Here is a 22,549-nt window from a genome sequence, read left to right as displayed (position 1 = left end):
TTCGAGAGGCTTTTCTAATTGCTAAAGAGGCGAGCCTGAAGACTACTTCTTGAATTTCTTCAGAATGGCTTCGGCCTTGCTGAACTGCTGCTTCACGGACTTCGGGCCCGTACCGCCTTCGATGTTGCGGCGGGACACGCTGTATTCAAACGTGAGAGTCTTCTTCATCTGCTTCACGTTCGGGACACCGGCGCTGGCCCAGGCCTCATCGGAGAGGTCCGTGAATTCGAGGCCTTGGCGGGCGGCTTCGCCGACCAGGCTACCGACCACGTGGTGGGCATCGCGGAACGGCACGCCAGATTCGACCAGCAAGTCAGCGAGGTCGGTAGCCAGCAGCGCCGGCAGCATCTTCGCATGCATCTTGTCGAAATTGAAACGTGCGCTTTCGAGTGCTTCCTTCATCACGCGGAGAATCACCTTCACGTTATGCACGGAGTCGAATACCGGTTCCTTGTCTTCTTGCAGGTCGCGGCTGTAGCTGAGCGGCGCACCCTTCACCAGAGTGTAGAGGGCGCTGAAGTTGCCGAGCATGCGGCCGGATTTTCCGCGGATAAGTTCCATGGAGTCGGGGTTCTTCTTCTGCGGCATCATCGAGGAACCGCTAGAGAAAGCGTCGTGCAAGGTGAGGTAGCCGAATTCGCTGGTGCTCCAGTTCACGAAGTCTTCGGCGTAGCGGCTCATGGTGTTTGCGATAATCGCGAGGTCGGCTTCGAATTCGAGCATCATGTCGCGGTGGCTCACGGCGTCGATGCTGTTCGGGCTAACGCCGTTAAATCCGAGTTCCTTTGCAACGAGGGCGCGGTGGTACGGGAATGCAGAGCCTGCCATAGCGCCACTACCGAGCGGGAGTTCGCTGTGCAGTTCCAGGAAGTTGTCGAGGCGCTTCACGTCGCGGCTCACGGCAAAGAACATGCTCATCAGGTAATGGCTGAAGTAGATGGGCTGTGCCTGCTGCAGGTGGGTGTAACCCGGCATCATCTTGCCGAAGTATTTCTTGGCGAGGTCGAGAACCGTTTCCATCAAAGAAACTTCGAGGGTGCGGATTTCGGCGGCGCGGTGGCGCATGTAAAGCTTGAAGTCCGTGCAGACCTGGTCGTTACGGCTGCGGCCCGTGTGGATCTTCTTGCCGAGGGCACCGATGCGTTCGGTGAGCACGCGTTCCACGGCCATGTGAATGTCTTCATCCGATTCCTGCCACAGGTTCTTGCCGGCCTTGTAGTCCTTGAGGATGCTGGCCAAGCCGTCGCAAATCTTCTTGTAGTCGGCCTTGCTGAGCACGCCGGATTCCACCAGGCCCTTGCCGTGGCCGATGCTGCCTTCGATGTCTTCTTCAATGAGTTCGGCGTCGAATTGCAGGCTGAAGCTCAGGTCCACCATGCTCTGTGCCATGCCGCTAGCAAAACGGCCGGTCCACATGTTGGTCTGGGTGCCTTTCTTGGCAGAAGATGTTTTGCCGGAATTCGTTTTCACGTTGCTCTTGTTTTGTGCCATTTGCAAATCCTTTTGTTTTTTTCGCGTGCAAATATAAAATTTTCTAAGCTCAACCAACTAAGCTCTAAGTTCTGTTTCTACATCAAAGCATACTTGAGCAAGAATATCACGGTGAGCACAATCATGACCCAGTGAACATTCTTGATCTTGCCGGTGAGAGCGTTTATGAAGGTGTAAGAAATGACGCCGAACATGATGCCGTCCGAAATGGAATAGGTGAGCGGCATGGCGATCATGCAGATAAAGGCGGGAATCGATTCTCTCGGATTGGTCCAGTCGATTTTAGCGATGGATGTCATCATGAAGTAGGCGACCATGATGAGTGCGGGGGCTGTTGCAAAGCCCGGAATCGCCATAAATATGGGGGCAAAAAGGAGCGAAAGCAAGAAGAATAGAGCGACCGAGACGGCGGTGAGGCCTGTCTTTCCGCCGTAGGTGACACCGGCGGCACTTTCCACGTAGGTGGTCGTGGTCGAAGTTCCGCAAATGGCTCCGATCGAGGTGGCGATAGCATCGCAGCTGAGCGCTTGAGAAATGCGGGGGAGCTTGCCGTCTTCTTTCAGGAAACCGCCACGGAACGAGACTCCAATCAGGGTGCCCAGCGTATCGAACAGGTCTACAAAGAAGAAAGCGAAAATCACGACAAAGAAATCGAGCGACTTGAAGAGCGAAAATCCCTGGCCGACAATCGCATTGCCTTGGGTGAGCGTCCAGGATTCCGGATGGAAAAGTGCACCGCAGGTGATTCCGAATTCACGGAAGGAACGTTCTAGTCCCTGCAGGTAATCGGTAAACTGCGGAATCACGGAATGGAATCCCGCTTCCGGGTTCGGAACGTAGATTCCAACAAATTCGGTGATGATGCCTAGCAGCCAGGTTGCAAAAATTCCAAGCAGAATGGCGCCGCGGATTCCTTTAATCAAGAAAGCCGAGGTAATGATAATGCCCAACAGGGTAAGAATCGCCCAGATGCCGCTCGTGTGCATGTCGACCATGTGGAAGTTGATGAGGCTTACGATGGTGGAATTGTTGGCGACGACGATTTTACCGCCCTGCAGGGCGATAAAGGCAATGAATATGCCGATGCCGACTGCAGCGCCCGATTTGAGCGAAATGGGAATGCTGTTAAAGATTTTTTCGCGGACAGAAACGATTGAAAGGATTAAGAACAAAATGCCTTCGATAAAGACGGCGAGCAAGGCGAATTGCCAGCTGTAGCCCATGCTCAGCACCACGGTGTAGGCAAAGAAGGCGTTTATGCCAAGGCCAGGGGCAAGTGCAAAGGGGTATTTTGCGACAAAGCCCATGAGGGCAGAACCGACGGCGGCTGCGATGACGGTGGCGATGAAGACGCCGCCCTTGGGCATTCCTGCGGCCGAAAGAATTTCGGGGTTCACCGCCAGAATGTAGGCCATGGTCATGAAGGTCATGAGGCCAGCCAGAATTTCGGTGTGGATGTTGGCCTGGTTGTCGCTCAACTTGAAAAACTTGTCAAGAAAGAAAAATTCTTTTTTGAGTTCACGACCGGCCTTGTACATGAATGATTTTTTATTGTTCTCTTGCATTTTCCCTTCTTCCTTAAAAACTGTCTACTTCCTACTGCCTACAAACCATTAGTGCCCCGGGAACCTGGTAAGCGATTCCACTCGGTAACCCTTGAGCGCTTCGCGCCCGTGCAAGTCAAAAAGTTCAATTACAAATGCGAAAAGTTCTACGTTCCCTCCAAGCTTTTCGACGAGTGTGGCGGCTGCTTTCGCTGTTCCTCCAGTTGCAAGCAAGTCGTCTACGATAAGAACTCGTTGTCCCGGCTTTATGGAATCCTTGTGGATTTCGATGCAGGCTCCGCCATATTCAAGCTTGTAATCAGTTGAAACTGTTTCGCGGGGGAGCTTGCCCTTCTTGCGTACGGGTACAAACGGCTTTTGGAAATGCTCGGCAATTGGGACCCCGAACAGAAAACCTCGTGCCTCAAGCCCTGCGACTACGTCAAATTCCACTTTTTCGAGTGTCTTGTATAGCGAGTCAAGTGTCAGTTTTAGACCGTCGGCATCGCCAAGAATCCCCGTGACATCGCGAAAAAGAATCCCTGGCTTCGGAAAATCCGGAACAGAGATAATGTAGTCTTCAATCTGTTTCATTCTTTTTTAATATAAGAAATTCTAATCAAGCAACTTCTCGACCGTGGCGATAATCTTGTCCCTTTCGCCGCACCAGTCGGGGGCGATGAGCATGTCGCTCGGGCTTTCGCCGCTAAATCGCTCGATGGCGGTCTCGAAGCCGATAATCTTGATCATTTCAGCCACCGCTTCGCAGTATTCTTCGAAGGTCAGGAGCTTGATTTCGCCGTTGGCGTAGTCCTGCGCCATGACAGTGCCTGCCACAATGTGCAGCGGGTGAATCTTGACCGCGGCGAGTTTCAGGTCGCGTACCACCTGGGCGGTGTGCTTGAAATCTTCCATGGTTTCGCCGGGGAGGCCCACGATGACGTGCGTGGTGACGGTGAGTCCTGCCGCCTGGCAGCGCTTGACGGCGTCCGTGAATTCGGCGAGGGTATGCCTGCGGTTGATGGCGGCGAGCGTCAAATCGTTTGCGGTTTGTAGGCCGATTTCCACGATAATCGGCTTTTTGCGGTTAAGTTCCGCGAGGTAGGCGACCTTGTCTTCTTCGAGGCAGTCCGGGCGCGTGCCGATGGCAAGGCCCGCAATTTCCTTATGCTTGATAATCGGGTCGATGATTCCTTTCAGGTGTTCCAGCGGCGCGTGCGTATTCGTGTACGGCTGCAAGTAGGCCAAAATGCCTGCGTTCGGGTACTTTTCGCGGAGCCTCGGCACAAATTTGTCGAGCTGTTCCTGAATCGAGACCTTCGCCTGGTCAAATACGGGGCTAAAACTGCGGTTATTGCAGTAACTGCAACCCGAAAAACTCTTGGTGCCGTCCAGATTCGGGCAGCTCATGCCGCCATTCAGCGGGAGCTTGCGCACCTTCAGGTAATTCGGGAAAACCTTCAGCAGTAAGTCTCGGTAGGGAGTGTAATGCATATGTCATAATATAGCATTTAATGAAACCAAGCCGAATGTAAATATTAATTATATTTAGCCACTATGATGTATAGGTTTCTTTTTCTCTTTTTAGCCTTGGTTTTGGCGTCCCATGCTTTTGCAGAAAAGGGCGGGCTCCTGGCAAATCTCCATGCCGTCCGCGAAGACGAAGCGATTCACCGTGGAAACTTCTTGACGGGTGCTACCTTGTTCTTGCTGCAGGGAGAATCTGATGAAGATGCCCTGAATATCATTTTCGGCGATATTTACAAGGCCGAGGGGTACACTTTTACGGCCGAGGGCTTTGGCGGCTATTTTATCCGTGATGCAATGGCCATCGGTGCCCGAGTGGGGTATAGCCGAACTTTTGTGGATATCGATTTTTCCATTCTCGAAGACATTGCCGATGTCAAGGAACATCGCAAGTACGTGAGCAACGGATTCTTTGTACAGCCGTTCCTCAAGAACTACCTGAAGGTTTTTGATTCCAGAACCGTCTATTTCTTTAATGAAACTTCGCTCAAGGTGGAATATTCCTACGGCATTTCGCAATCCGATGACGGCGAAGAAATGTCCAAGACGAAAAATCACGGCTGGACATTCAATTTCGGCATCAATCCGGGCTTAAGCATTATGGTGCTGGACCGCTTGGCCTTTGAAACTTCGGTGGGCCTTTTGGGCTTGAGTTCTTCGATTATGGAAATCGAAGAAAACGGGGATTCCCGCAGCGAGGTGCTGTACAATATCGTTAATTTCAAGATCAATTTGCTGGCCTTGGATTTTTCGCTGGTTTATTTCTTCTAATAAGTGGGGAGTGCTAATATGAAAAAATGGATTATCCTTGCTTTGATGATGCTTCTTGGCGCATGTACCGCCGATTACGATACGTTTGACACTTCGGATTATCGCGAACTCAAAGAAATTGCCGTTGCCGAACAAGATGGCTCACCGGCGATTTATTCGGAGCAACACCGCATCGAATTTGACTTGGGCGAAGTTCCCGACTCGCTTGACACTTGGGACTCGGTGACGCTTGAAGATCTCAATCTGAGCCATTTTGCAAGCCTTCATTTGGTGGATGGCGATATCGATGAATTCCCGAAGGATTCCGCAGGGCTCGATTCTCTTGCCAAGAAGGTAAAGTATTCCAAAGAAACGATTGAATCGGGTAATAAAATCCGTGTGCCTTCTAGCCATGTGCTTTATGTGGTGGTGGTTTCTGAAAGCGGTAAAAAGTCCGTTTGGCAGTTGACTTTCAACATCCCGAATGTGGAACCCGAAAGCAGTTCCTCGGCCAAGTCCAGCAGTTCTGCAGAAGGTAAATCTAGCAGCTCCGAAAAGAGCGACAAATCCAGCAGCTCGGAGTCAAAGGATTCTTCTAGTAGCTCTCAAAAAGCCGATGAACCGGGTAGTTCTGCGGTCACTTCAAGCTCTTCGGAATCTGACGAGCCGACTAGCTCTTCTGGAGGTAGCGCCGAGGCTCCGAAGATTTTGTCCCTTTCGATTGCCGGAAAAGCCGCTGTTATCGATGAAGAAAACAAGTCTATCCATGTGGACGATCTTGAATTCCGCACGGATTTGACGTCGCTTGAACTTTCAGCGATGGAACTTTCGGATGGCGCATCCGCCGATGTGACTGTGGGCGAGTCCTACGATTTTGGCATGGGCGTTCAGGTGAAGGTGACGAACGAAAAAGATAAAAGTACAACCTATTCGGTGAAGGCGGGCTACCAGTTGCCGGGCGAAAATTTCAACTCCTGGAACAAGAATGATGTCACGCCGGATTCTATTTGGGGCAACGCCAATACGATTTTGACAACCACTGAAAAGAAAACTTCGGGTTCTATGATTGGCGCAATGATTAAAACTGGTTCCGCTCTTACTAAGATTGCAAGCGGGAGCCTCTATACGGCCGACTTTAACCCCAATGGCGTGGGCACGCTTTCGATGGCCAGTTCTTCGACTTGGCCCGATGGCAATGAACTTTTGGACTTTGGCAAGCCCTTTGCGGCAAGGCCCGAATACATGGAAGTCAAGTTCAGCTACGAAGGCAAGGGCGACAGCTGTGATATCTACATTCTGCTCGAAAACCGCACCGGCAACAAGAATGTGAACCGCAAGGCAAGCGATGTCAACACGCTGGTGGCCTCGGCTTGGTTCCGTTCCAGTAAGGCTGACAACTCCGGCCGCGAAAATCCGGACGTCGTAAGCGTTTCGGAACCCGACGAAAATGGCATGCGCACGCTCCGCTTGAAGCTCAAGTATGGCGAACCTCTTGAAGGATCTCCCATCGAAAATTCTTCGACATTCGATACCAAGTTGAAATCTTCGAATAAGGCCGCTATCAATAACGGCCTCGTGCAGGGAACGGGCGAAGAACCCGTGACACACATTCGCGTGGTGTTCGCCTCCAGTGCAGACGGCAACCATTACAATGGTACGAAGGATGCCGTCCTGGTGGTGGATGATATCAAGCTGATTTACTAATCAGTAGCGTTATTTTACGATGACGCTCTGGTTTTGCGCCTTGATTCGGACGATATAGCGTCCGGAGCGAGGTGCGGCCAGCGTTGCGCCGTTCGATTCCGTCAGTTTCCTGTCGACAAGCGTTCCGTTCATGTCGAACAAGGCCACATAAGTCTTGGCGGGAACGCCTGTAATCAAGATGTTCCTGTTGTCGATGGACAAATTGTAGTGGATGTCCAGAACAATGCCTTCGGCAATAGATTCCTTGCCCGAAGAGCTGGATTTTCCGGATTCGGACGAACTAGACTTGCCTGCTTCAGAAGAACTGGATTTCGCTCCTTCGGACGAACTGGACGTTTCCTTGACAGAAGAGCTAGACGATTTGGCGTCGCTGCTAGAAGACGTAACGCTGGAGGAAGACTTTGGCTCGCTGCTGCTCGAAATCGTTGTGCTTGAGGAACTGCTTTCAGCTGCAGAACTTGACGACTTGATGACAGACGAAGAACTTGTGGGCGTTACGCTCGAAGAATTGATGGCAATAATGTTCAAGCTCTTCAGAACGGGGTGCGCATCCTTGCCGATATTTTGGATCCAGCATTTTCCGTCAATGACGCTGTCCGTATAATCTTGCAAAGCTTTCAGCACGGTGCCGTCAGCAAAATCCTTTGCGGTCACTTGAATCTGCTGGAAATGGTTGTCTACGTCGGTATTGATGAAGTAGGAATTTGTGATGTTCTGTTCCAGGTAGCTTTCATAAGCGCCGACAAGGCCGCCATGGTTGTAATCGCCCTCTTCTATGCGTTGCGTGTTGAAGGAGTTGGTAATGTTAATGTTGTTGGCGTTACCGACTAGTCCTCCAAATCGATAATTGGCCTCAATTTTTCCGGAGTTGTACGAGTTGTAAATGTCTCCCGAAAGTTCTCCGATTAATCCGCCGATATCAGTGGATCCTGACACGTTGCCTACATTTGCCGTTTCAATAAGCTTGCATTTGCCGCATCCGCTCAATATGCCACCAGCTCCGTCGTTTCCGCTAATGGTTCCGGAGTTGTAGGAGAATTCAATGATTGAATAGGGTTCCTCGTCATCATAGTAATCTCCTGCAATTCCTGTGGCGATGCCTCCGGCTGCGTATGTCGCTGTAATGTGTCCCAGATTGTAACAGTTGCTGATGGTTGTCTCGTTGAAGCTCCCGGCCATCAGTCCTGCGGCAGTATTTTCGGCGAATATGGCGCCCTTGTTGCTAGAATTCAAAATAACGGGGTAGGCTGCGTAATCTGCATCTGCAAGTAAGCCTGCCGCATATTCGTTGCTTCTAATTAGGCCTTCGTTATGGACATTTTCAAAAATGATAACGGAGTGGGTTGCCTTTCCAACAATTCCAGCAGCATTCTCATAGCCGAGGAAATACGAGTCCTTCAGAGTGATGTTCTTGATGGTGGCCGTATCTTCGCGGAACCATGAGTTATCGCCAAAGGAAACTGTCCCGAAAAGACCGACATCGGATATTCTTTCGTCGTTAAAGTAAAGCCCTGAAATAGAATGTCCTTGACCGTCAAAGGATCCGCGGAAATTCTGGATCGGAGTCCAACTGATAAAGCCGATGGCATCTTCGTTCAGTGTTTCGGGGGCGGTAAGGACATGCTTGTTGATGGTAATGTCTGCCGTGAGCTTGGCGCAGATGTTTTCTTTGAGATTTTCACGAGTAGTGTCGTTCACATAGTGGGTGAATTGGTAAAGTTCATCGGCGGTTCCGATTTCGAAGCAATCGCCCTTCGGCTTCAGGGATTTGTTTTCGATCCACTTGGCGTAAAGGGTCACGTCGCTTGTATCCTTGATTCCGACAGAAAGAACGGCGTCGCCTTCGTATTTGTTGTCGTTGAACCATCCTGCAAAAATGAATCCATCCTGTTTAGGCATGGGCAGGTTAATCTTGTGTCCCGGCACGAAATGGTCGATGTATTTTGTGGTGTCGCCTTCGTAGGTAATCAAGGTCAATTTTAAGGTGGTGGGTGTGTAGCCGGTAATTTTACCCTTAAGGGTGGGGTAGGGATCGGTACCGACTGTCTGGCCCCAGATAGATCCGTCCACTCCGTCGAGTTTATAATTGTGAAGTTCTGCGGCGATCGTTCCGTTTGCAAAGTCAACTCTGGGGGCGATAGTGCCTCCGTAAATGCTTATGGTATCCGAAATGTAGTAGGAGTTCTTGATGGAAACTTCAGGTAAAGTGTTTGGTTTTAGGACAAGCCTGCTTTTGACATTGCTGTTCGATTCATCAAGAAGAATAAATGAATTGATGATTGAAAGCGTATCAACCTTGATGTAGAGGGATGTTCCGTAGCTATTGATCAAACCGAATTTTTTGTATACATCAGACAGTTTATTGTAGCTGTAAGAGTTGGAAATGTTGAGGCTTCCACGTTCGATATGGCAGATGAAACCCGCTCCTTCTCCCCAGATTTCGGGGGCTACAAATTCAGATTCGCTATAAGAATTTTCGATACTGATATTCTTGTAATAATCTGCATTGATTATGAACCCTGCTGCATACCAATAGGCGTTTATGATCGCTTTGGTGTGGCAGTTCTTGATCGAGATGAAATCTCGTTGGTCGCGGGAGTATTCGAATTCGCGTGCCGCATAAATAAGGCCTGCCGCATTGCCGCCGCTGAGGTAACCCTCGAATGAACAGCCTGAAAGGGTGAGTGACCAATGAAGCCAGCCGACAATACCGCCGATGTTTTCGGACTTGTAATAAGCGTCCTTGATGTGAAGGTTCTTGATTGTCACTTCAGAAGGAACATCCTTTCTTCCGATAACACCGAAGAATCCGACAGAGTCACTAATAGGGTGATTGAGGTAGATTCCCGAAATGGAATGTCCTTGCCCGTCGAATACCCCTTCAAAATTCATAATCGGCACCCAGTTGACGAGTCGACGGCCTCTTTCGTTGAGGAGAGTGTCTTTTACAATCAGGCGTTCGTTGATAACGATGTCTGCTGTCAGTTTTCCGCAAACGTCCAGCTTGGCGTCCGTACTGTCGGTGCCGTTTACGACCGCAGCAAATCCGTAGAGCTCGTCGGCGTTCCCGATTTCGTAGCAACCGTCAACCAGTTGGGGAATCGTGGGGGTGATGTGCGCTTCTACCGTATTGTATTTGACTTCGCCGGAATATACCGGATGGACGTCGTTGCCGACATCTTGTCCCCAGATGGATCCATCAATGTCGCCATTCTTGTAGTCGTGAAGCAATTGTGCGATGGAACCGTCTTCGAGTTCCTTACTGGTGACGGAATAATCGTACTTGTAGCCCGATTCAGAAAGCGCATAGGAATTGATAATGTTGCAGGTTGAATTGGTGTCGCACTGGTAATATAGCTTGAGATTTGTCGTAGAGTCAATCGTCTGTTGCGTATATAAGCTGTTGATGAGATTTAATTCGCTGGACTTGATCTTTACGACAAGTCCGTCGTAGCCGTATTGGAAGTCTATGTATTTATCCGAAAAATCGCCTTCGCTGTACGAGTTGATGATGTTCAGCTCGGTTCCGTTAATACTAAGGATTAAACCGCCGATGTCTCCGGTTGCCGAATAAAGCTTGCCGGTGTTGTAAGACTGGATAATGTTCGAGTATTCGGTAATCCTGGGCACACGACTGGGGGCTGTAATTCCGCCGATTAAACCGGCAACGCTGTATTCATCGCTAGAGAGGTCACCTGTGTTGTAGCTGTTTACCACTTTTACAACTCTAGTCGCTGAGGCGAGGCCTGCTGCAGAACCGCCACCTTTGATGTTGGCCGAGTTGTAGCTGTTAATGATGAACAAGGTGTCTCCGCCGGAAGTACCGATTAGTCCTCCTGCGTCGGCTGAAATTTTGGTGCGGATTTTTCCGGAATAGTGGGAATTCTCGATAGTCATTTTGCTACCGTTTCCGCCCACAAGTCCGCCAATAATCCCCCAACCCTCAAGGGTTGCATTGCTGTAGCAGTTGGAAATCCTTATATAGGCTGCATTAGGGGTCGTTGAGGCAAAGATACTTCCAATATAGGGGTCATTCGTATTCTTGTATTTGCCATAAAAATAGGAGTCCTCGATACCAAGGTCTTTGACAACGACAGTATCGGTATAGGAGGTGTAATCAACGCTTTCGAATAGACCTACCCTCATTATGGTGGTGTCATTCACGTACAGGCCCGAAATGGTCTTGCCGTTTCCATCGAATATGCCTGCAAAGCCAACGGGTGTCCAGGCGACAAGGTCTTTCGCTTTTGAGTTCAGGTCGCCGTACTCGTCCAAAACGTTTTTGTTGATTACGATGTTGTCGGTGAGTTTGGCGCAAAGGAGGGCCGGATTTTCGTAGGAGCGCTTTTTTGATATTTCGGCAAGTCCGAAAAGTTCCTGGGCGGTGCCAATCTGGTAGCATCCGTCTTTCAGGGAGGGCTCTTTAGGTGAAATTGTGGCGGCTGCGGCAAAACCAACACAGAGCAGTAAATACCCAAAACACTCTTTTATACTCATGTTTTTCTCCTCAAAACAAGTTTTTTTAATAAACCCGTATGTGTTAAATATAACAAGAATTATTGACATGCGCTTTGGCGATGGCTAAATTTTGGACTAAGGTGAAAATGATGCGAAAAATCCTCCTCCCATTTTTTTTAGCGTTTTACGCGCTCGCCCTGGTTTCTTGCGAAAGCAAGCAGGCGGTAATCCCCAATAAAGTCCACAGCATTAACGATCTCGGCCACAAGAAAGTGGGTGTGCAGATCGGCAACACCGCCGATATTTACGCGTCCGATTTCGGCGGCGATACGGCAAAAATCGACGTGGATCGCTACACGAAACTGGCCGATGCCGTGCAGGCGCTGTTGCAGGGGAAAATCGATGCGGTCATGAGTGACGACCAGCCGGCCAAGGCCTTTGTGCGGCAGAATCCGTCGCTCCGCATTCTCGAAGAAGTCTTTGTCGAAGAAATGTACGCGGGCGTGGTCGCGAAGGGCAACGAAGCGTTGCTCGATACGGTGAACCAGGCACTCGCCCAGATGAAACTGGACGGAACCTACGATTCCCTCTTTAACACCTACATCAATCGCAGCGGCAATTACCATTACCAGAAGAAAGTGACCGAAGGCCCGAAGCTGGTGCTTTCAACGAACGCCCAGTTCCCGCCGTACGAATACTACGAAAACGCCAAAATTACCGGTTTCGATATCGAAGTGGTCAACTATATTGCCGACTTCATGAACCGCACGGTTGAAATCCAGGATATCGAATTCGATGCGATTATCAATGCGGTTTCTTCGGGCAAGGCCGATGTGGGCTTCGCGGGCTTTACCGTGACCGAGGAACGCAAGAAGTCCATCAACTTCACGACTCCGTATACGCTCTCGAAAATTGTCGTGATTGTCCGCGGTGACGAGGCTGCTGTGAGCGAAGAATCCTTCGTTGATCACCTGCACAAGAATTTTGTGAAAGAGGACCGCTGGAAGTTCATTGTCACAGGCCTTTGCAACACGCTGATTATTTCGTTCTTTGCAGCCCTCCTCGGCATTTTGATTGGCTTTGTGATTGCGCAAATCCGCACCAGCAACGAATTCAATGGCCGCCTTAAGGTTCTGAATGGAATCGCCAGGGTGTACCTCGCCGTGATTCGCGGAACGCCGATGATGATCCAGCTGCTCATCATTTATTACATCGTATTCTCGTCGGTGAACGTGAACAAGATTCTCGTGGCGATTGTCGCTTTCGGCGTGAACTCCGGTGCATACGTCTCCGAAATTATCCGCAGCGGTATCAAGGGGGTAGATCCGGGGCAGATCGAGGCGGGGCGCAGCCTTGGCCTCCGTTTCCGCACGATTCTTTACAGCATCGTTTACCCGCAGGCTTTCAAGAATTCGCTCCCGGCACTCACGAACGAATTTATCTCGCTCATCAAGGAAACTTCCATTTGCGGCTACATCGGCCTGACCGATTTGACCCGCGGTGGTGACATTATCCGCAGCATGACCTATGAGGCCATGCTCCCGCTCCTTGCTGTAGCGGCCATCTACTTTATCCTGGTGGCAGGACTTTCGTCTTGCGTTGCAAAGCTTGAAAAGAGGTTGAAGAAAAATGAACGCTAATGCAGAAACTTTAATCCAGGTCAAGGACCTTTGCAAAGCCTACGGCGATAAGCAGATTCTCAAGGGAATTTCTTTAGACATCCACCGCGGCGACGTGATTGCGATTATCGGGCCTTCGGGCTGCGGCAAGTCTACGTTCCTCCGCCAACTGAATTTGTTGGAACATCCCACGAGTGGCGACATTTTGTTGGATGGCAAGAGCATCTTGGCGAAGGGTGTGTCTAAGCCGAGTGTGCGCAGGCGTGTGGGCATGGTGTTTCAGCAGTTCAATCTGTTCAAGAACATGACTGCCCTCAAGAACATCATGTTTGCTCCGGTAAAGCTCGGACTCTTAACGAAGGCCGATGCCGAGACCCGTGCGAAGGAACTCCTGAAACGTATCGGGCTCCTGGAACGTGCTGATCATTACCCGGCGCAACTCTCCGGCGGCCAGCAGCAGCGTGTGGCGATTGCACGCGCCATGGCCATGCAGCCCGAGGCAATCCTTTTTGACGAACCCACCAGCGCCTTGGACCCCGAAATGGTCGGCGAAGTCCTCAAGATGATGAAGGACTTGGCAAAAACCGGCATGACGATGGTCGTGGTGACGCACGAAATGAGCTTTGCCCGCGAAGTCGCCAACCGTGTGCTGTTCTTTGCCGACGGCTACGTCAAGGAAGACGGCACCCCCGAAGAAATCTTCGACAACCCGAAAGACTCCCGCCTCAAGGAATTCCTCTCGGCACTGAAGAAGTGACACCCTGTGTCATCCTGAGCGAAGAACCGTAGGTTCGGAGTCGAAGGATCTAGCCCTCGTTTGTCATCCCCGCGCAGGCGGGGATCTCCATTTCTACTTATTTAATAACGATTTCTACGGCAGCCAGTTCCTTGCCGGTTTCCAGGTGGTGTACGCTGAATCGCGGGGGAGTGGTGCCACCGAAGGTTTCGTAGAGTCCGAAGGTAGGCGGGTTTCCGCCTTTGGGCAGGCTCGTGGAGCCTGGGTTTAGGCAGTAGACGCCATCGGCGTTCTTTTCGGCTGTAAAGATGTGTGTATGACCGGAGAAGTACACGTCGGCCTTGTAGTGGCTGAACAGGTACGGGTCGTACAGGTGACCGTGGCTCAAAAACAGGCGCAGTCCGTTTTCCTCGAATTCGGCGTAGTCCGCGAGACAGGGGAATCCCAGCACCATCTGGTCCACTTCGGCGTCACAGTTGCCGCGAACGGCGGTAATCTTGTCCTTGAGTGGGCTCAAGAGCTCGACAACTCCCTGCGGGTCGTGTCCACCGGGCAGCGGGTTCCGGGGACCGTGATAAAGAAGGTCGCCCAAAAGGAAAATGCGGTCGCATTTGAGCTTGTCGAAGTAAGAAAGCGCCATCTTGCAGGCGAAGGCGGAACCATGAATATCAGAAAGAACAAGAGTACGCATAAAAGAAAATCCCGTTTTCCATAATATAGCTATAAAACGGGGGAGATTTCATTCAAAATAGGTATATTTGGAGCGATGAACGTTTTCTACCACCTTCCCGGTCTGTTTGAATTTTACGACCTTTACAAGGCGTTTTTGCCGCTATTCCGCGAGCATCGGGAATACTTCTACGAGTGGAGTGAAATTGGTTCCATTTATGGTGCGCCTAGCGATTGCCTGTGGGGCGGTGGCCGCGTCGGATTTGGCGATGCGGAGCCCGATGAGGTGGCTGCTCTCATGAAGGAATACGGAATTTCGGCGCGCTTGACCTTCAGCAATTCGCTTCTCCGGGAGGAGCATCTTGCTGACAAGAAATGCAACGATTTATGCGCCTTGTTCGAGAAGAATGGCGATGTCCCGAGCGGTATAATCGTACATTCAGATCTGTTGCTTGATTACCTCAAGGCGAAGTATCCGGGATTCTATTTCGTGTCGTCCACGACGAAGGTGCTGACGGATTTTACCCGGTTTGAGGCGGAACTGAATCGCGACGAGTTCCGTTACGTGGTGCCGGATTTCAGGCTCAACAAGCAATTCGCCAAGCTGAACGCTCTGTCGGCTGAGCAAAAGCAAAAAGTTGAATTCTTGTGCAATGAATGCTGCTGGTTCGGATGCCTCGACCGGAAAAATTGCTACGAGAATGTGAGCCGGAAAAACCTCGGCGAAAACTGCGAGGACCACGTTTGTGCCTCTCCGAACGCCCAAAGGGGCTACCGGTTTTCCGACGCCATGAAAAATCCCGGGTTTATCGGAATCGGGGACATTCAAGACGTTTATGCCCCGCAAGGGTTCCGCCATTTCAAAATCGAGGGCCGTAGCCTGGGCAGTGCCGTCATCCTGGAATTTTTGCTTTTTTACATGGTCAAATCCGAATTCCAGCTCCGAGTTCGGGAAGAAATCTACCTGGATAGCACGTTGGACTTGTTTTAGGGCAGGGCTAGCTTATTTTTTCCGTTTTTCGGCTTCGAGGGGCGATTTTCCATTGTCTGAAACACGAAAAAGTGCTATATTTGTTCCGTAAAATTCTAATTACCTTAAAAGGAAGGTTAAAATCATGGCAAGAAAGAAGATTGCACTTGTTGGTGCTGGTCAAATCGGTGGTACAATGGCTCTCGTTATCGCCCAGAAGAATCTTGGCGACGTTGTTCTTATCGACATTCCGCAGACTCAGGGTATGCCTAAGGGTAAGGCCCTCGATATCATGGAAGGCCGCTCTGTCATCAACTCCTCCGTGGATCTTCAGGGTTCTACCGACTACTCTGCTATCAAGGGTGCCGATGTCGTGATCGTTACCGCCGGTTTCCCGCGTATGCCGGGCATGAGCCGCGACGACCTTCTGGACAAGAACTGCGGCGTTATCAAGACTGTCGCTGAAGCCATTAAGGAAAACGCTCCGGATGCATTCGTGATCGTGATTACGAACCCGCTCGACGCCATGGTCTACAACATGCAGAAGCAGTCCGGTCTCCCGGCTAACAAGGTGATCGGTATGGCTGGCGTGCTTGACTCTGCCCGTCTCGCTTGCTTCGTTGCCGACGAACTCGGCGTGTCTGTCGAAGACGTGAAGGCACTCGTGATGGGCGGCCACGGCGACACCATGGTTTCCATCATGGAATGCGTCACTGTCGGTGGCATCCCGGTTTCTCAGCTCATGAGTAAGGAAAAGTTTGCCGAACTCGCCAAGCGTACCGCCGGTGCCGGTGGCGAAATCGTGAACCTCCTCGGCCGTGGCTCCGCCTTCTACAGCCCGGCTACTTCTGCCGTGCACATGGCTGAAGCTTACCTCCTCGACAAGAAGAACGTGTTCTCTTGCGCTGCCAAGCTGAACGGCGAATACGGCGTGAAGGGCCTCTACTGCGGCGTGCCGGTTGTCGTTGGTGCAAACGGTGTCGAAAAGATCATCGAAGTCAAGATGAGCGCCGAAGAAAAGGCTGCCTTCGACAACTCCGTTGAAGCTTGCCGCAAGAACGCTGAATGGGTCGACGCACACACGTAACCGTTCGCGCCCAATCGTACTAAGTACGTACCCAAAGCGCTCACTCTCGCAACCACGCCTCGTTAATACGAGGCGTTTGTTGCTCACACGTAATCTTCAGTAGCGCTCGCGCCCAATTGTATTGGACTTGAAGAGCCTGCCCTGAACTTGTTTCAGGGTGGGCTTTTTTTGTAGTCGCGCGAAGTGTAGACTTTTTATTTTGAAATTTTGATAAAATCTGCATAATTCTGTTTTAACATACTAAAAGTGTGGACTTTTTAATAAAAAATATATTGACTTTTGGAGGATTTAAAGATATATTTAGATTAGACGTGTCGTCAGGGAGTTTATAATGGTTATGGGCCTGGGAAAATCTTTTGGTTTCGTGGCGCTATTGGGAGCGTCGCTTGGTGTTGCAACGTCCTTCGCGGCCGATTGGTACGCGAAGGACAATTTGCAGCCGGGGCATGACCCGAGTATGGTACGGTTTGAGGACGGCTACGCCCTCATGAGCACGAATAACAATCTGCAACTGTGGACAAGCGAAGACGCTTACACGTGGAAGGACCATCGTTCTACAGTGAGCGGGGTTCCGCAGTGGGCCTACACCTACGCGCCCAAGACCGAGGGCATCTGGGCTCCGGATATTTTTTACATGAACGGCGAGTACCGCGTTTACTACTGCGTGTCGGAATTCGGCAAGCGCAATTAGGCTATTGGCTACCAGGCGACGACTTCGATTATGCCGGGAACAACGGGCTACGGCTGGAAGGACCACGGTCACGTTTTCCATACCAAGGACGGAACAGACAAATACAATGCCATCGATGCCGACGTGGTGCGTGACACCGAAGGCAATTACTGGATGGCTTTCGGTTCCTTCGGGCTTGGCATTCAGCTGATCAAGCTCGATGCGAAAACGGGTTTGCAGGCGAGCGACGACAAGACGGTCTACAACATTGCGCGCCGTACCAGCAGCGCGAGCGGCGGCGCCGAAGAAGGCCCGAGCCTGATTGAGCATGGCGGGCAGTATTTCTTGTTTACCGCATGGGACAAGTGCTGCCAGCAGGGCGCAAACATCGAGCAGACAACGTACAAGACGGCTTACGGCCGTGCAGACAAAGTAACCGGACCGTACAAGGACCGTGCCGGTTATACCATGGCGAACGGCGGCGGCACGATTCTCTTGGAACGCTACGGGCGCTACGTAGGCCCGGGCGGTGGCGAGGCATTCCAGGACCTGAACCGCGTGCGTTTTGTGCACCACTACTACGACTTGAACGGAGACAAGTACAATCACATTCATATACGTGACGTTGTCTTCACCGAGGATAACTGGGCTGAGATGGGACAGCCCTTCCTCGGGCGTTATTTGAGTGCCGAAGTTGAACATGGTGCGCTCACGCGTGCGGTGTCGGGCGACCTCGCGATTACGCGGAGCAATACGGCCTCGAATGGGGAATACCTTGCCTACGTAAATACCGCGGGCTCTAAGATTCGCCTGCCGATGAACATCATGCAGGCAGGTAACTACCTGCTGCGTTACCGCTACGCCAATGGTGGCGATGCGGCCGCGACGCACAAGGTGACGGTGAATGGCAAGTCGCAGACGGTGACGCTCCCGCCTACGGGTTCCTGGGGCACTTTCCCCGAAAAGTCCGTGGTGATGGTGCCTGCGAAACTCAAGCGCGGTGGCAACTTCATTGAACTGGAGCCTTCGCCGAACGGCAATTTTGCAGAACTGGACCGCATTGACTTTTTGCGTGTGATTCGCGATACGATTCCGGCAAACGGGTTTGACAACGGCATCCGCGTACGATTGACGGCAGATGATGAGTTCGCCATCAAGGACGGCGGCTACGCAATTTTCGAGAACGTGGTGCTTGATTCGCTCAAGGATATCGGCAATGTTTTCCTTCAGGTGAAAAATGCCTATTCGGGAAAGATCGTGATTCGCGACGGCAAGAAGGACGGGACCGCGCTTTTCACATGCGACCTGTCAAATAGTTCTCTCATGGGGGGCGGCTGGTCTGTGGCGAAATGCTCGGGCGACATGGGTCTGCGCGGCATCAAGGACCTGTACCTGATGGCATCGGGAATTTCCGGCGAGGCAATTCTCGGAAATCTCATCTTTGAACCAATGCAGGTTGTCTGTGTCCAGGAACCATGTGGCGACCCGATTTCCAGCTCCAGCGAGATTGCGCCGGAAAGTTCCAGCAGCGGAACGACCGCGATTGCCCCGCGTGCAGTCCGCCCTGACAATACGATGGTGCCTGCTCGCAAGGGCTACCGCGACCTCAAGGGCCGACACTACGAAAAGCAGATTCGCTACCGGGTGATGTTCTAAGGGTTATCCGTTTGGCAAGGTGGTCAAAATTTTTGACCACCTCTTATTTTAGTAGTTTGTTCTCTCCGATGGATTCTAGTACTGTCATCTGCGAAATCGCAATCTGGTTCAGCTTTTGCAATCGTTCTGGCTGCGGCAAGCCTTCCTTAATCAGGACGGAATTCAGCGATTCCATATTCGAAAGGCATATAAGCTGATTTACCGTCGCATAGTCGCGGACATTGCCCTGCAAATCGGCGTGTGCATCGCGCCATTCCTTGGCAGTAAATCCGAATAACGCAACATTTAGAACATCGGCTTCGTTTGCGTAAACCATGCTCATCTGTTGTTTTGTAAGTGTAGCCGGAATCAAATTCTGCTTGATGGCGTCCGTATGGATATGGTAGTTGATTTTTGAGAGTTCACGACGTAATGACCATCCTAATTGGGCCTGTTCCGCAGCCTTGAGGCGTTGGAACTCCTTAACCAAGTACAATTCGAATTCGACAGAAACCCAACTTGCAAATTTGACGGCGATATCATATTGTGCAAAAGTCCCGCCGTTTACACCATTTTTAGAAATGAGTCCAATTGCACCAGTTTCTTCAATCCATCGAGAAGGGCTCATAGTGAACGAATGGCTGCCAGCTTCTTTTAAAAAGGGGTCGAATTCGACCCCTTTGAAGTCGGGATTGTTCAACATTTCCCATAAACCTAAGTATTCTATTGTATTTTTTGACCTCATCCAATTTTTCACAACATCCTTAGGCTCCACAGGATTCTTTTGCCGAGCAATATCAGTAATGCAGACATAATCGACGCCGTTAACGAGCATTGTTTTGATTTCTCGGTTCATGACGTTTATTCGTTTCATCTTTTACTCCTTTTTGCTGCGGACAAGCGTAAAACCGCAACGTTTGAGATTTTGAGCACTAGAACGTTTGTGCACTAATAAATATAATTCCTCCAAAATTGGATGTCAAGAGATTTTTGAGAAATTTTAAGGAGGGGGGTAGGCAAAGCCTGCCCTCTCGTTTGTTCAACTTTTCATTCTTGATCACAAGAAAGACAAATTTTGGCATTCACTTGAATGTATATTTACATACAGTTGCCAAGAGGTACAAAATGCCTATAGTGACCAAAAAGCAAAATCGAGAAAATACTTCTATAAACCATCTTATAAAGAATTGTTCTCCAAACGAATTTGTTGACGAGCGTGATGGAAATGTCTACAAGACTGTTAAAATAGGCAATCAAATTTGGATGGCAGAAAATCTTCGCTATAAGCCAGAAAAAGATGCAGATTGTTCTTTGCCTCCATATTTTGACTATGTAACAATGGCAGAACATATTTATCGTCCCTTACCATACGAAATCGATGATATAACCAAGATATGGAGGCTTCATAAGAAATTAGGATTGACCGATAATATATGGTCAAAATTTGGTTGTCTGTACCGTTGGACATCTGACGTCCAGAAACTTGCTCCAAAAGGATGGAGGATTCCGACAAACCGGGATTTCTTGCAATTAGCCAAGTTTTTGGAAACACAAGGCGATGGCAAAACCGCTATAGCTTTGAAAAGCAAAACATTTTGGGAAAAAGACAAGTACTACGGATGCGGCGGAACGGATTCTTTTGGTTTTTGCGCTTTGCCGTCGGGCTTTTTTTATTATGAAAAAAGACACAAAGAAAATCCAGATCTCATTTGGGAGGATCTTGGGCGTGCCATAGGACGAAGTGCTCACTATTGGACGTCTACAGGAGGATCTTCGGCATTATCATGGAAAATTTCTCATATACATAGAAATGAATATCCTATTGAGATCCTGCACGAGGAAGATTTTCTCACTAATGAATCTTTGACGCAAGACTCTTATTTTGCCATTCGATGCATAAGAGAAGATTCTATTGTAGACAATACATTTCCCTATTCAAAAATATATTCTCCTCCCAAGCCAAGTTTTTCTGTTCCCCCGAGTAAGGAAGAATCTGTTCCGTGGAATCCGTCCTTTGGAGCATATACCGATCAAAGAGATGGTCGCGTGTATCGAACTGTCATAATTGGAAATCAGGAGTGGTTTGCAGAAGATCTGAAATTTAAGGGTAAAGCGACTTATAATCCAAAGGACGCATTAGAATGTATTCCAGAAGGTTGGCGTATTCCATCATCTTTGGATGTTGAAGAATTAAGAAATTTTTGCCAAATTCACAGCAAAAACACTTTTGGAACTGTTGCCAAAAGTACCTCAGGTTGGTTGCCCTGCACTGATTATTACAAAAATCTAGACGAATCTAAATTTAAGGAATCCTTAAAGAATTCCATTAAAAGTGCACCAATGGGGATAGACCGTTTTGGACTTTGCATTACACCGACTAGTTCTATTCGCAATTGCTCTGGGAAATTGGCTTTGTTCTGGCTCGAAGGTTGCCATCATTTCTGGAGTTTTAGTTATTATAGTGATGATTGTCTGATTTACCGTTCTAGTTCACGCGATGTTCTTGCTATTCGCTGCGTAAGGAACATTGAAGAATAGGCTATTTCTTGAAAAAATGAGCATTTTCTAGAAATATACCTGCATGAAGCCTCAAAATAAGGTATTTTAGTAGAAAGTCCTATCATTGCGAGGTTTATATGGAAAAAAAAGAACGATTCCTTCAAATTAGGGTGGACAATCCTAATGGCATTCGCATAGTTAGTGAAGCAAGAGCTCCGTTTAAAGCATACATTATCCCTCGTAACTGTTTGTCAGAAGCATCTGGACTAAAGGGAAACAAATTAGGAATATATTTTCTTTTTGATGAAAAACGAACAAAGGTTTATGTTGGTCAGACTGGAAATGGAATCGGCAGATTACAAACGCATGATCGACAAGAAATATTTCGTTGGTCTGTAGCAATTATGTTTATATTTACGGAAAGAGATTCTTGGTTACCAATAATAAATGATTTAGAAACATATGCCATTGTTTGTTTAAAAAGAATTTGCGAACAGAACACAGATTACTATAAACTTCAAAACAAACAAAAACTTAACGAGGACGAGAAGAAATTAACAAGATTCTCTCAAGCAAAAGATACCTTTGAGGAAATGGTCTTTTGGCTAGCCGTATTTGATTATAACATTGAACCTTCTAACACCTGCTCAGATAAAGTTGATTCTTCTTTTATCCCAGTTGAAGCAACTCGTGGTGGAATAAAGGCGAATGGATTGTTTAATACCAATGATGGTTCTGTAATTGTCAAGGCAGGTTCGGAAGTTCGCTTGGACAATCCTGCCAATGGTAGGAGCATTGAAAAGCTCCGCCAAGAGTACAAAGACAAAGGTAAAATCAAGAAAGTAAAAGGAAAATACTTTCTCCAAGAAGATGTTCCTTTTGAAAAATTGTCTCCTGCGGCCGAATTTGTCATTGGAGGCAGTTGCAATGGCAAAACGGAATGGAAATCTGATGGCAAGACTTTGAAAGAACGCTTTGAGTTATAGAGTATTAAAAATTGAAACCCTCTTACCTACATTTGTGAAGGCAGGAGCGCCGGGGCGTTGCGGGGGTTTTAGGGGGCGGAGCCACCTAGGCGTGACGTAAACCCCAAAAGTTGGACACAACTTTAGAGGTTTGCATGACAAAAATACACACAGAAGAGGAATGGCAGAGGGTCCTAGACCTGCACAAAGAAGGTATGATGCCCA

General features: G+C 49.4%; 15 protein-coding genes and 1 pseudogene. 9 read left to right on the top strand and 7 right to left on the bottom strand.

Translation table 11 applies throughout. The features are described 5' to 3' along the window. Positions 1-42 precede the first annotated feature (42 nt). The 4 genes from argH to BUA40_RS04590 form a co-directional block, all read right to left on the bottom strand. Positions 43-1,491 (bottom strand): argininosuccinate lyase, encoded by a 1,449-nt coding sequence (gene argH, locus BUA40_RS04605; protein ID WP_083585276.1) that lies wholly within the window; start codon positions 1,489-1,491, stop codon positions 43-45. Between the two features lie 77 nt (positions 1,492-1,568). Next, complete coding sequence (locus tag BUA40_RS04600; protein ID WP_218588180.1) at positions 1,569-3,056, bottom strand: NCS2 family permease; 1,488 nt, start codon at positions 3,054-3,056, stop codon at positions 1,569-1,571. Positions 3,057-3,104: 48 nt separating this feature from the next. Further along, positions 3,105-3,629 carry an adenine phosphoribosyltransferase gene (locus tag BUA40_RS04595; RefSeq protein WP_072798913.1) on the bottom strand — a complete coding sequence of 175 codons (525 nt, stop codon included), beginning with the start codon at positions 3,627-3,629 and terminating at the stop codon, positions 3,105-3,107. A 21-nt stretch (positions 3,630-3,650) separates the two neighbouring features. Then, positions 3,651-4,529 (bottom strand): tRNA modification radical SAM protein MnmL/YtqA, encoded by an 879-nt coding sequence (locus tag BUA40_RS04590; RefSeq protein ID WP_072798910.1) that lies wholly within the window; start codon positions 4,527-4,529, stop codon positions 3,651-3,653. A 63-nt stretch (positions 4,530-4,592) separates the two neighbouring features. Here BUA40_RS04590 and BUA40_RS04585 point away from each other — a divergent pair, with 63 nt between their 5' ends. Both BUA40_RS04585 and BUA40_RS04580 read left to right on the top strand, forming a co-directional pair. Next, positions 4,593-5,333 (top strand): hypothetical protein, encoded by a 741-nt coding sequence (locus tag BUA40_RS04585; protein WP_072798908.1) that lies wholly within the window; start codon positions 4,593-4,595, stop codon positions 5,331-5,333. A gap of 18 nt (positions 5,334-5,351) precedes the next feature. Further along, positions 5,352-7,016: a PCMD domain-containing protein gene (locus BUA40_RS04580; RefSeq protein WP_083585275.1), complete on the top strand. Its 1,665-nt coding sequence runs from the start codon at positions 5,352-5,354 to the stop codon at positions 7,014-7,016. Positions 7,017-7,025: 9 nt separating this feature from the next. On the opposite strand, the gene BUA40_RS04575 is transcribed toward BUA40_RS04580, so the two are convergent. Next, positions 7,026-11,513 (bottom strand): InlB B-repeat-containing protein, encoded by a 4,488-nt coding sequence (locus BUA40_RS04575; protein ID WP_072798904.1) that lies wholly within the window; start codon positions 11,511-11,513, stop codon positions 7,026-7,028. Between the two features lie 107 nt (positions 11,514-11,620). Here BUA40_RS04575 and BUA40_RS04570 point away from each other — a divergent pair, with 107 nt between their 5' ends. Further along, the gene (locus tag BUA40_RS04570) at positions 11,621-13,114 is read left to right on the top strand and encodes an ABC transporter substrate-binding protein/permease (protein WP_072799292.1); all 1,494 of its coding nucleotides are present in this window, start codon (positions 11,621-11,623) and stop codon (positions 13,112-13,114) included. Beyond that, positions 13,104-13,850 carry an amino acid ABC transporter ATP-binding protein gene (locus BUA40_RS04565; RefSeq protein ID WP_072798902.1) on the top strand — a complete coding sequence of 249 codons (747 nt, stop codon included), beginning with the start codon at positions 13,104-13,106 and terminating at the stop codon, positions 13,848-13,850. Before BUA40_RS04570 ends, BUA40_RS04565 begins: the two co-directional genes overlap by 11 nt. Before the next feature lie 97 nt (positions 13,851-13,947). On the opposite strand, the gene yfcE is transcribed toward BUA40_RS04565, so the two are convergent. Continuing rightward, entirely contained in the window at positions 13,948-14,520 is a 573-nt protein-coding gene (yfcE, locus tag BUA40_RS04560; protein WP_072798900.1) for a phosphodiesterase, read from the bottom strand. Between the two features lie 75 nt (positions 14,521-14,595). On the opposite strand from yfcE, the gene BUA40_RS04555 reads away from it, so the two are divergent. The 3 genes and pseudogenes from BUA40_RS04555 to BUA40_RS04540 all read left to right on the top strand — a co-directional run bounded on the left by BUA40_RS04555 (position 14,596) and on the right by BUA40_RS04540 (position 18,881). Further along, entirely contained in the window at positions 14,596-15,489 is an 894-nt protein-coding gene (locus BUA40_RS04555; RefSeq protein WP_072798898.1) for a hypothetical protein, read from the top strand. A gap of 124 nt (positions 15,490-15,613) precedes the next feature. Continuing rightward, positions 15,614-16,555, top strand: coding sequence for a malate dehydrogenase (gene mdh / locus BUA40_RS04550; RefSeq protein ID WP_072798896.1), 942 nt, complete (start codon positions 15,614-15,616; stop codon positions 16,553-16,555). Positions 16,556-16,886: 331 nt separating this feature from the next. Beyond that, a pseudogene (locus tag BUA40_RS04540) lies at positions 16,887-18,881 on the top strand (family 43 glycosylhydrolase). Between the two features lie 43 nt (positions 18,882-18,924). Here BUA40_RS04540 and BUA40_RS04535 read toward each other — a convergent pair. After that, positions 18,925-19,734, bottom strand: coding sequence for a KilA-N domain-containing protein (locus BUA40_RS04535; protein WP_072798892.1), 810 nt, complete (start codon positions 19,732-19,734; stop codon positions 18,925-18,927). Between the two features lie 251 nt (positions 19,735-19,985). On the opposite strand from BUA40_RS04535, the gene BUA40_RS04530 reads away from it, so the two are divergent. Together BUA40_RS04530 and BUA40_RS04525 are read left to right on the top strand one after the other, a co-directional pair. Then, on the top strand, positions 19,986-21,398 hold the full coding sequence (locus tag BUA40_RS04530) for an FISUMP domain-containing protein (protein ID WP_072798890.1): 1,413 nt from the start codon (positions 19,986-19,988) through the stop codon (positions 21,396-21,398). Positions 21,399-21,496: 98 nt separating this feature from the next. Continuing rightward, complete coding sequence (locus tag BUA40_RS04525) at positions 21,497-22,345, top strand: DUF4357 domain-containing protein (RefSeq protein WP_072798888.1); 849 nt, start codon at positions 21,497-21,499, stop codon at positions 22,343-22,345. Positions 22,346-22,549: the final 204 nt, after the last annotated feature.

The sequence above is a fragment of the Fibrobacter sp. UWT2 genome (assembly GCF_900142545.1).
Classification (GTDB): domain Bacteria; phylum Fibrobacterota; class Fibrobacteria; order Fibrobacterales; family Fibrobacteraceae; genus Fibrobacter.
This window is presented reverse-complemented; position numbering and strand designations above follow the sequence as displayed.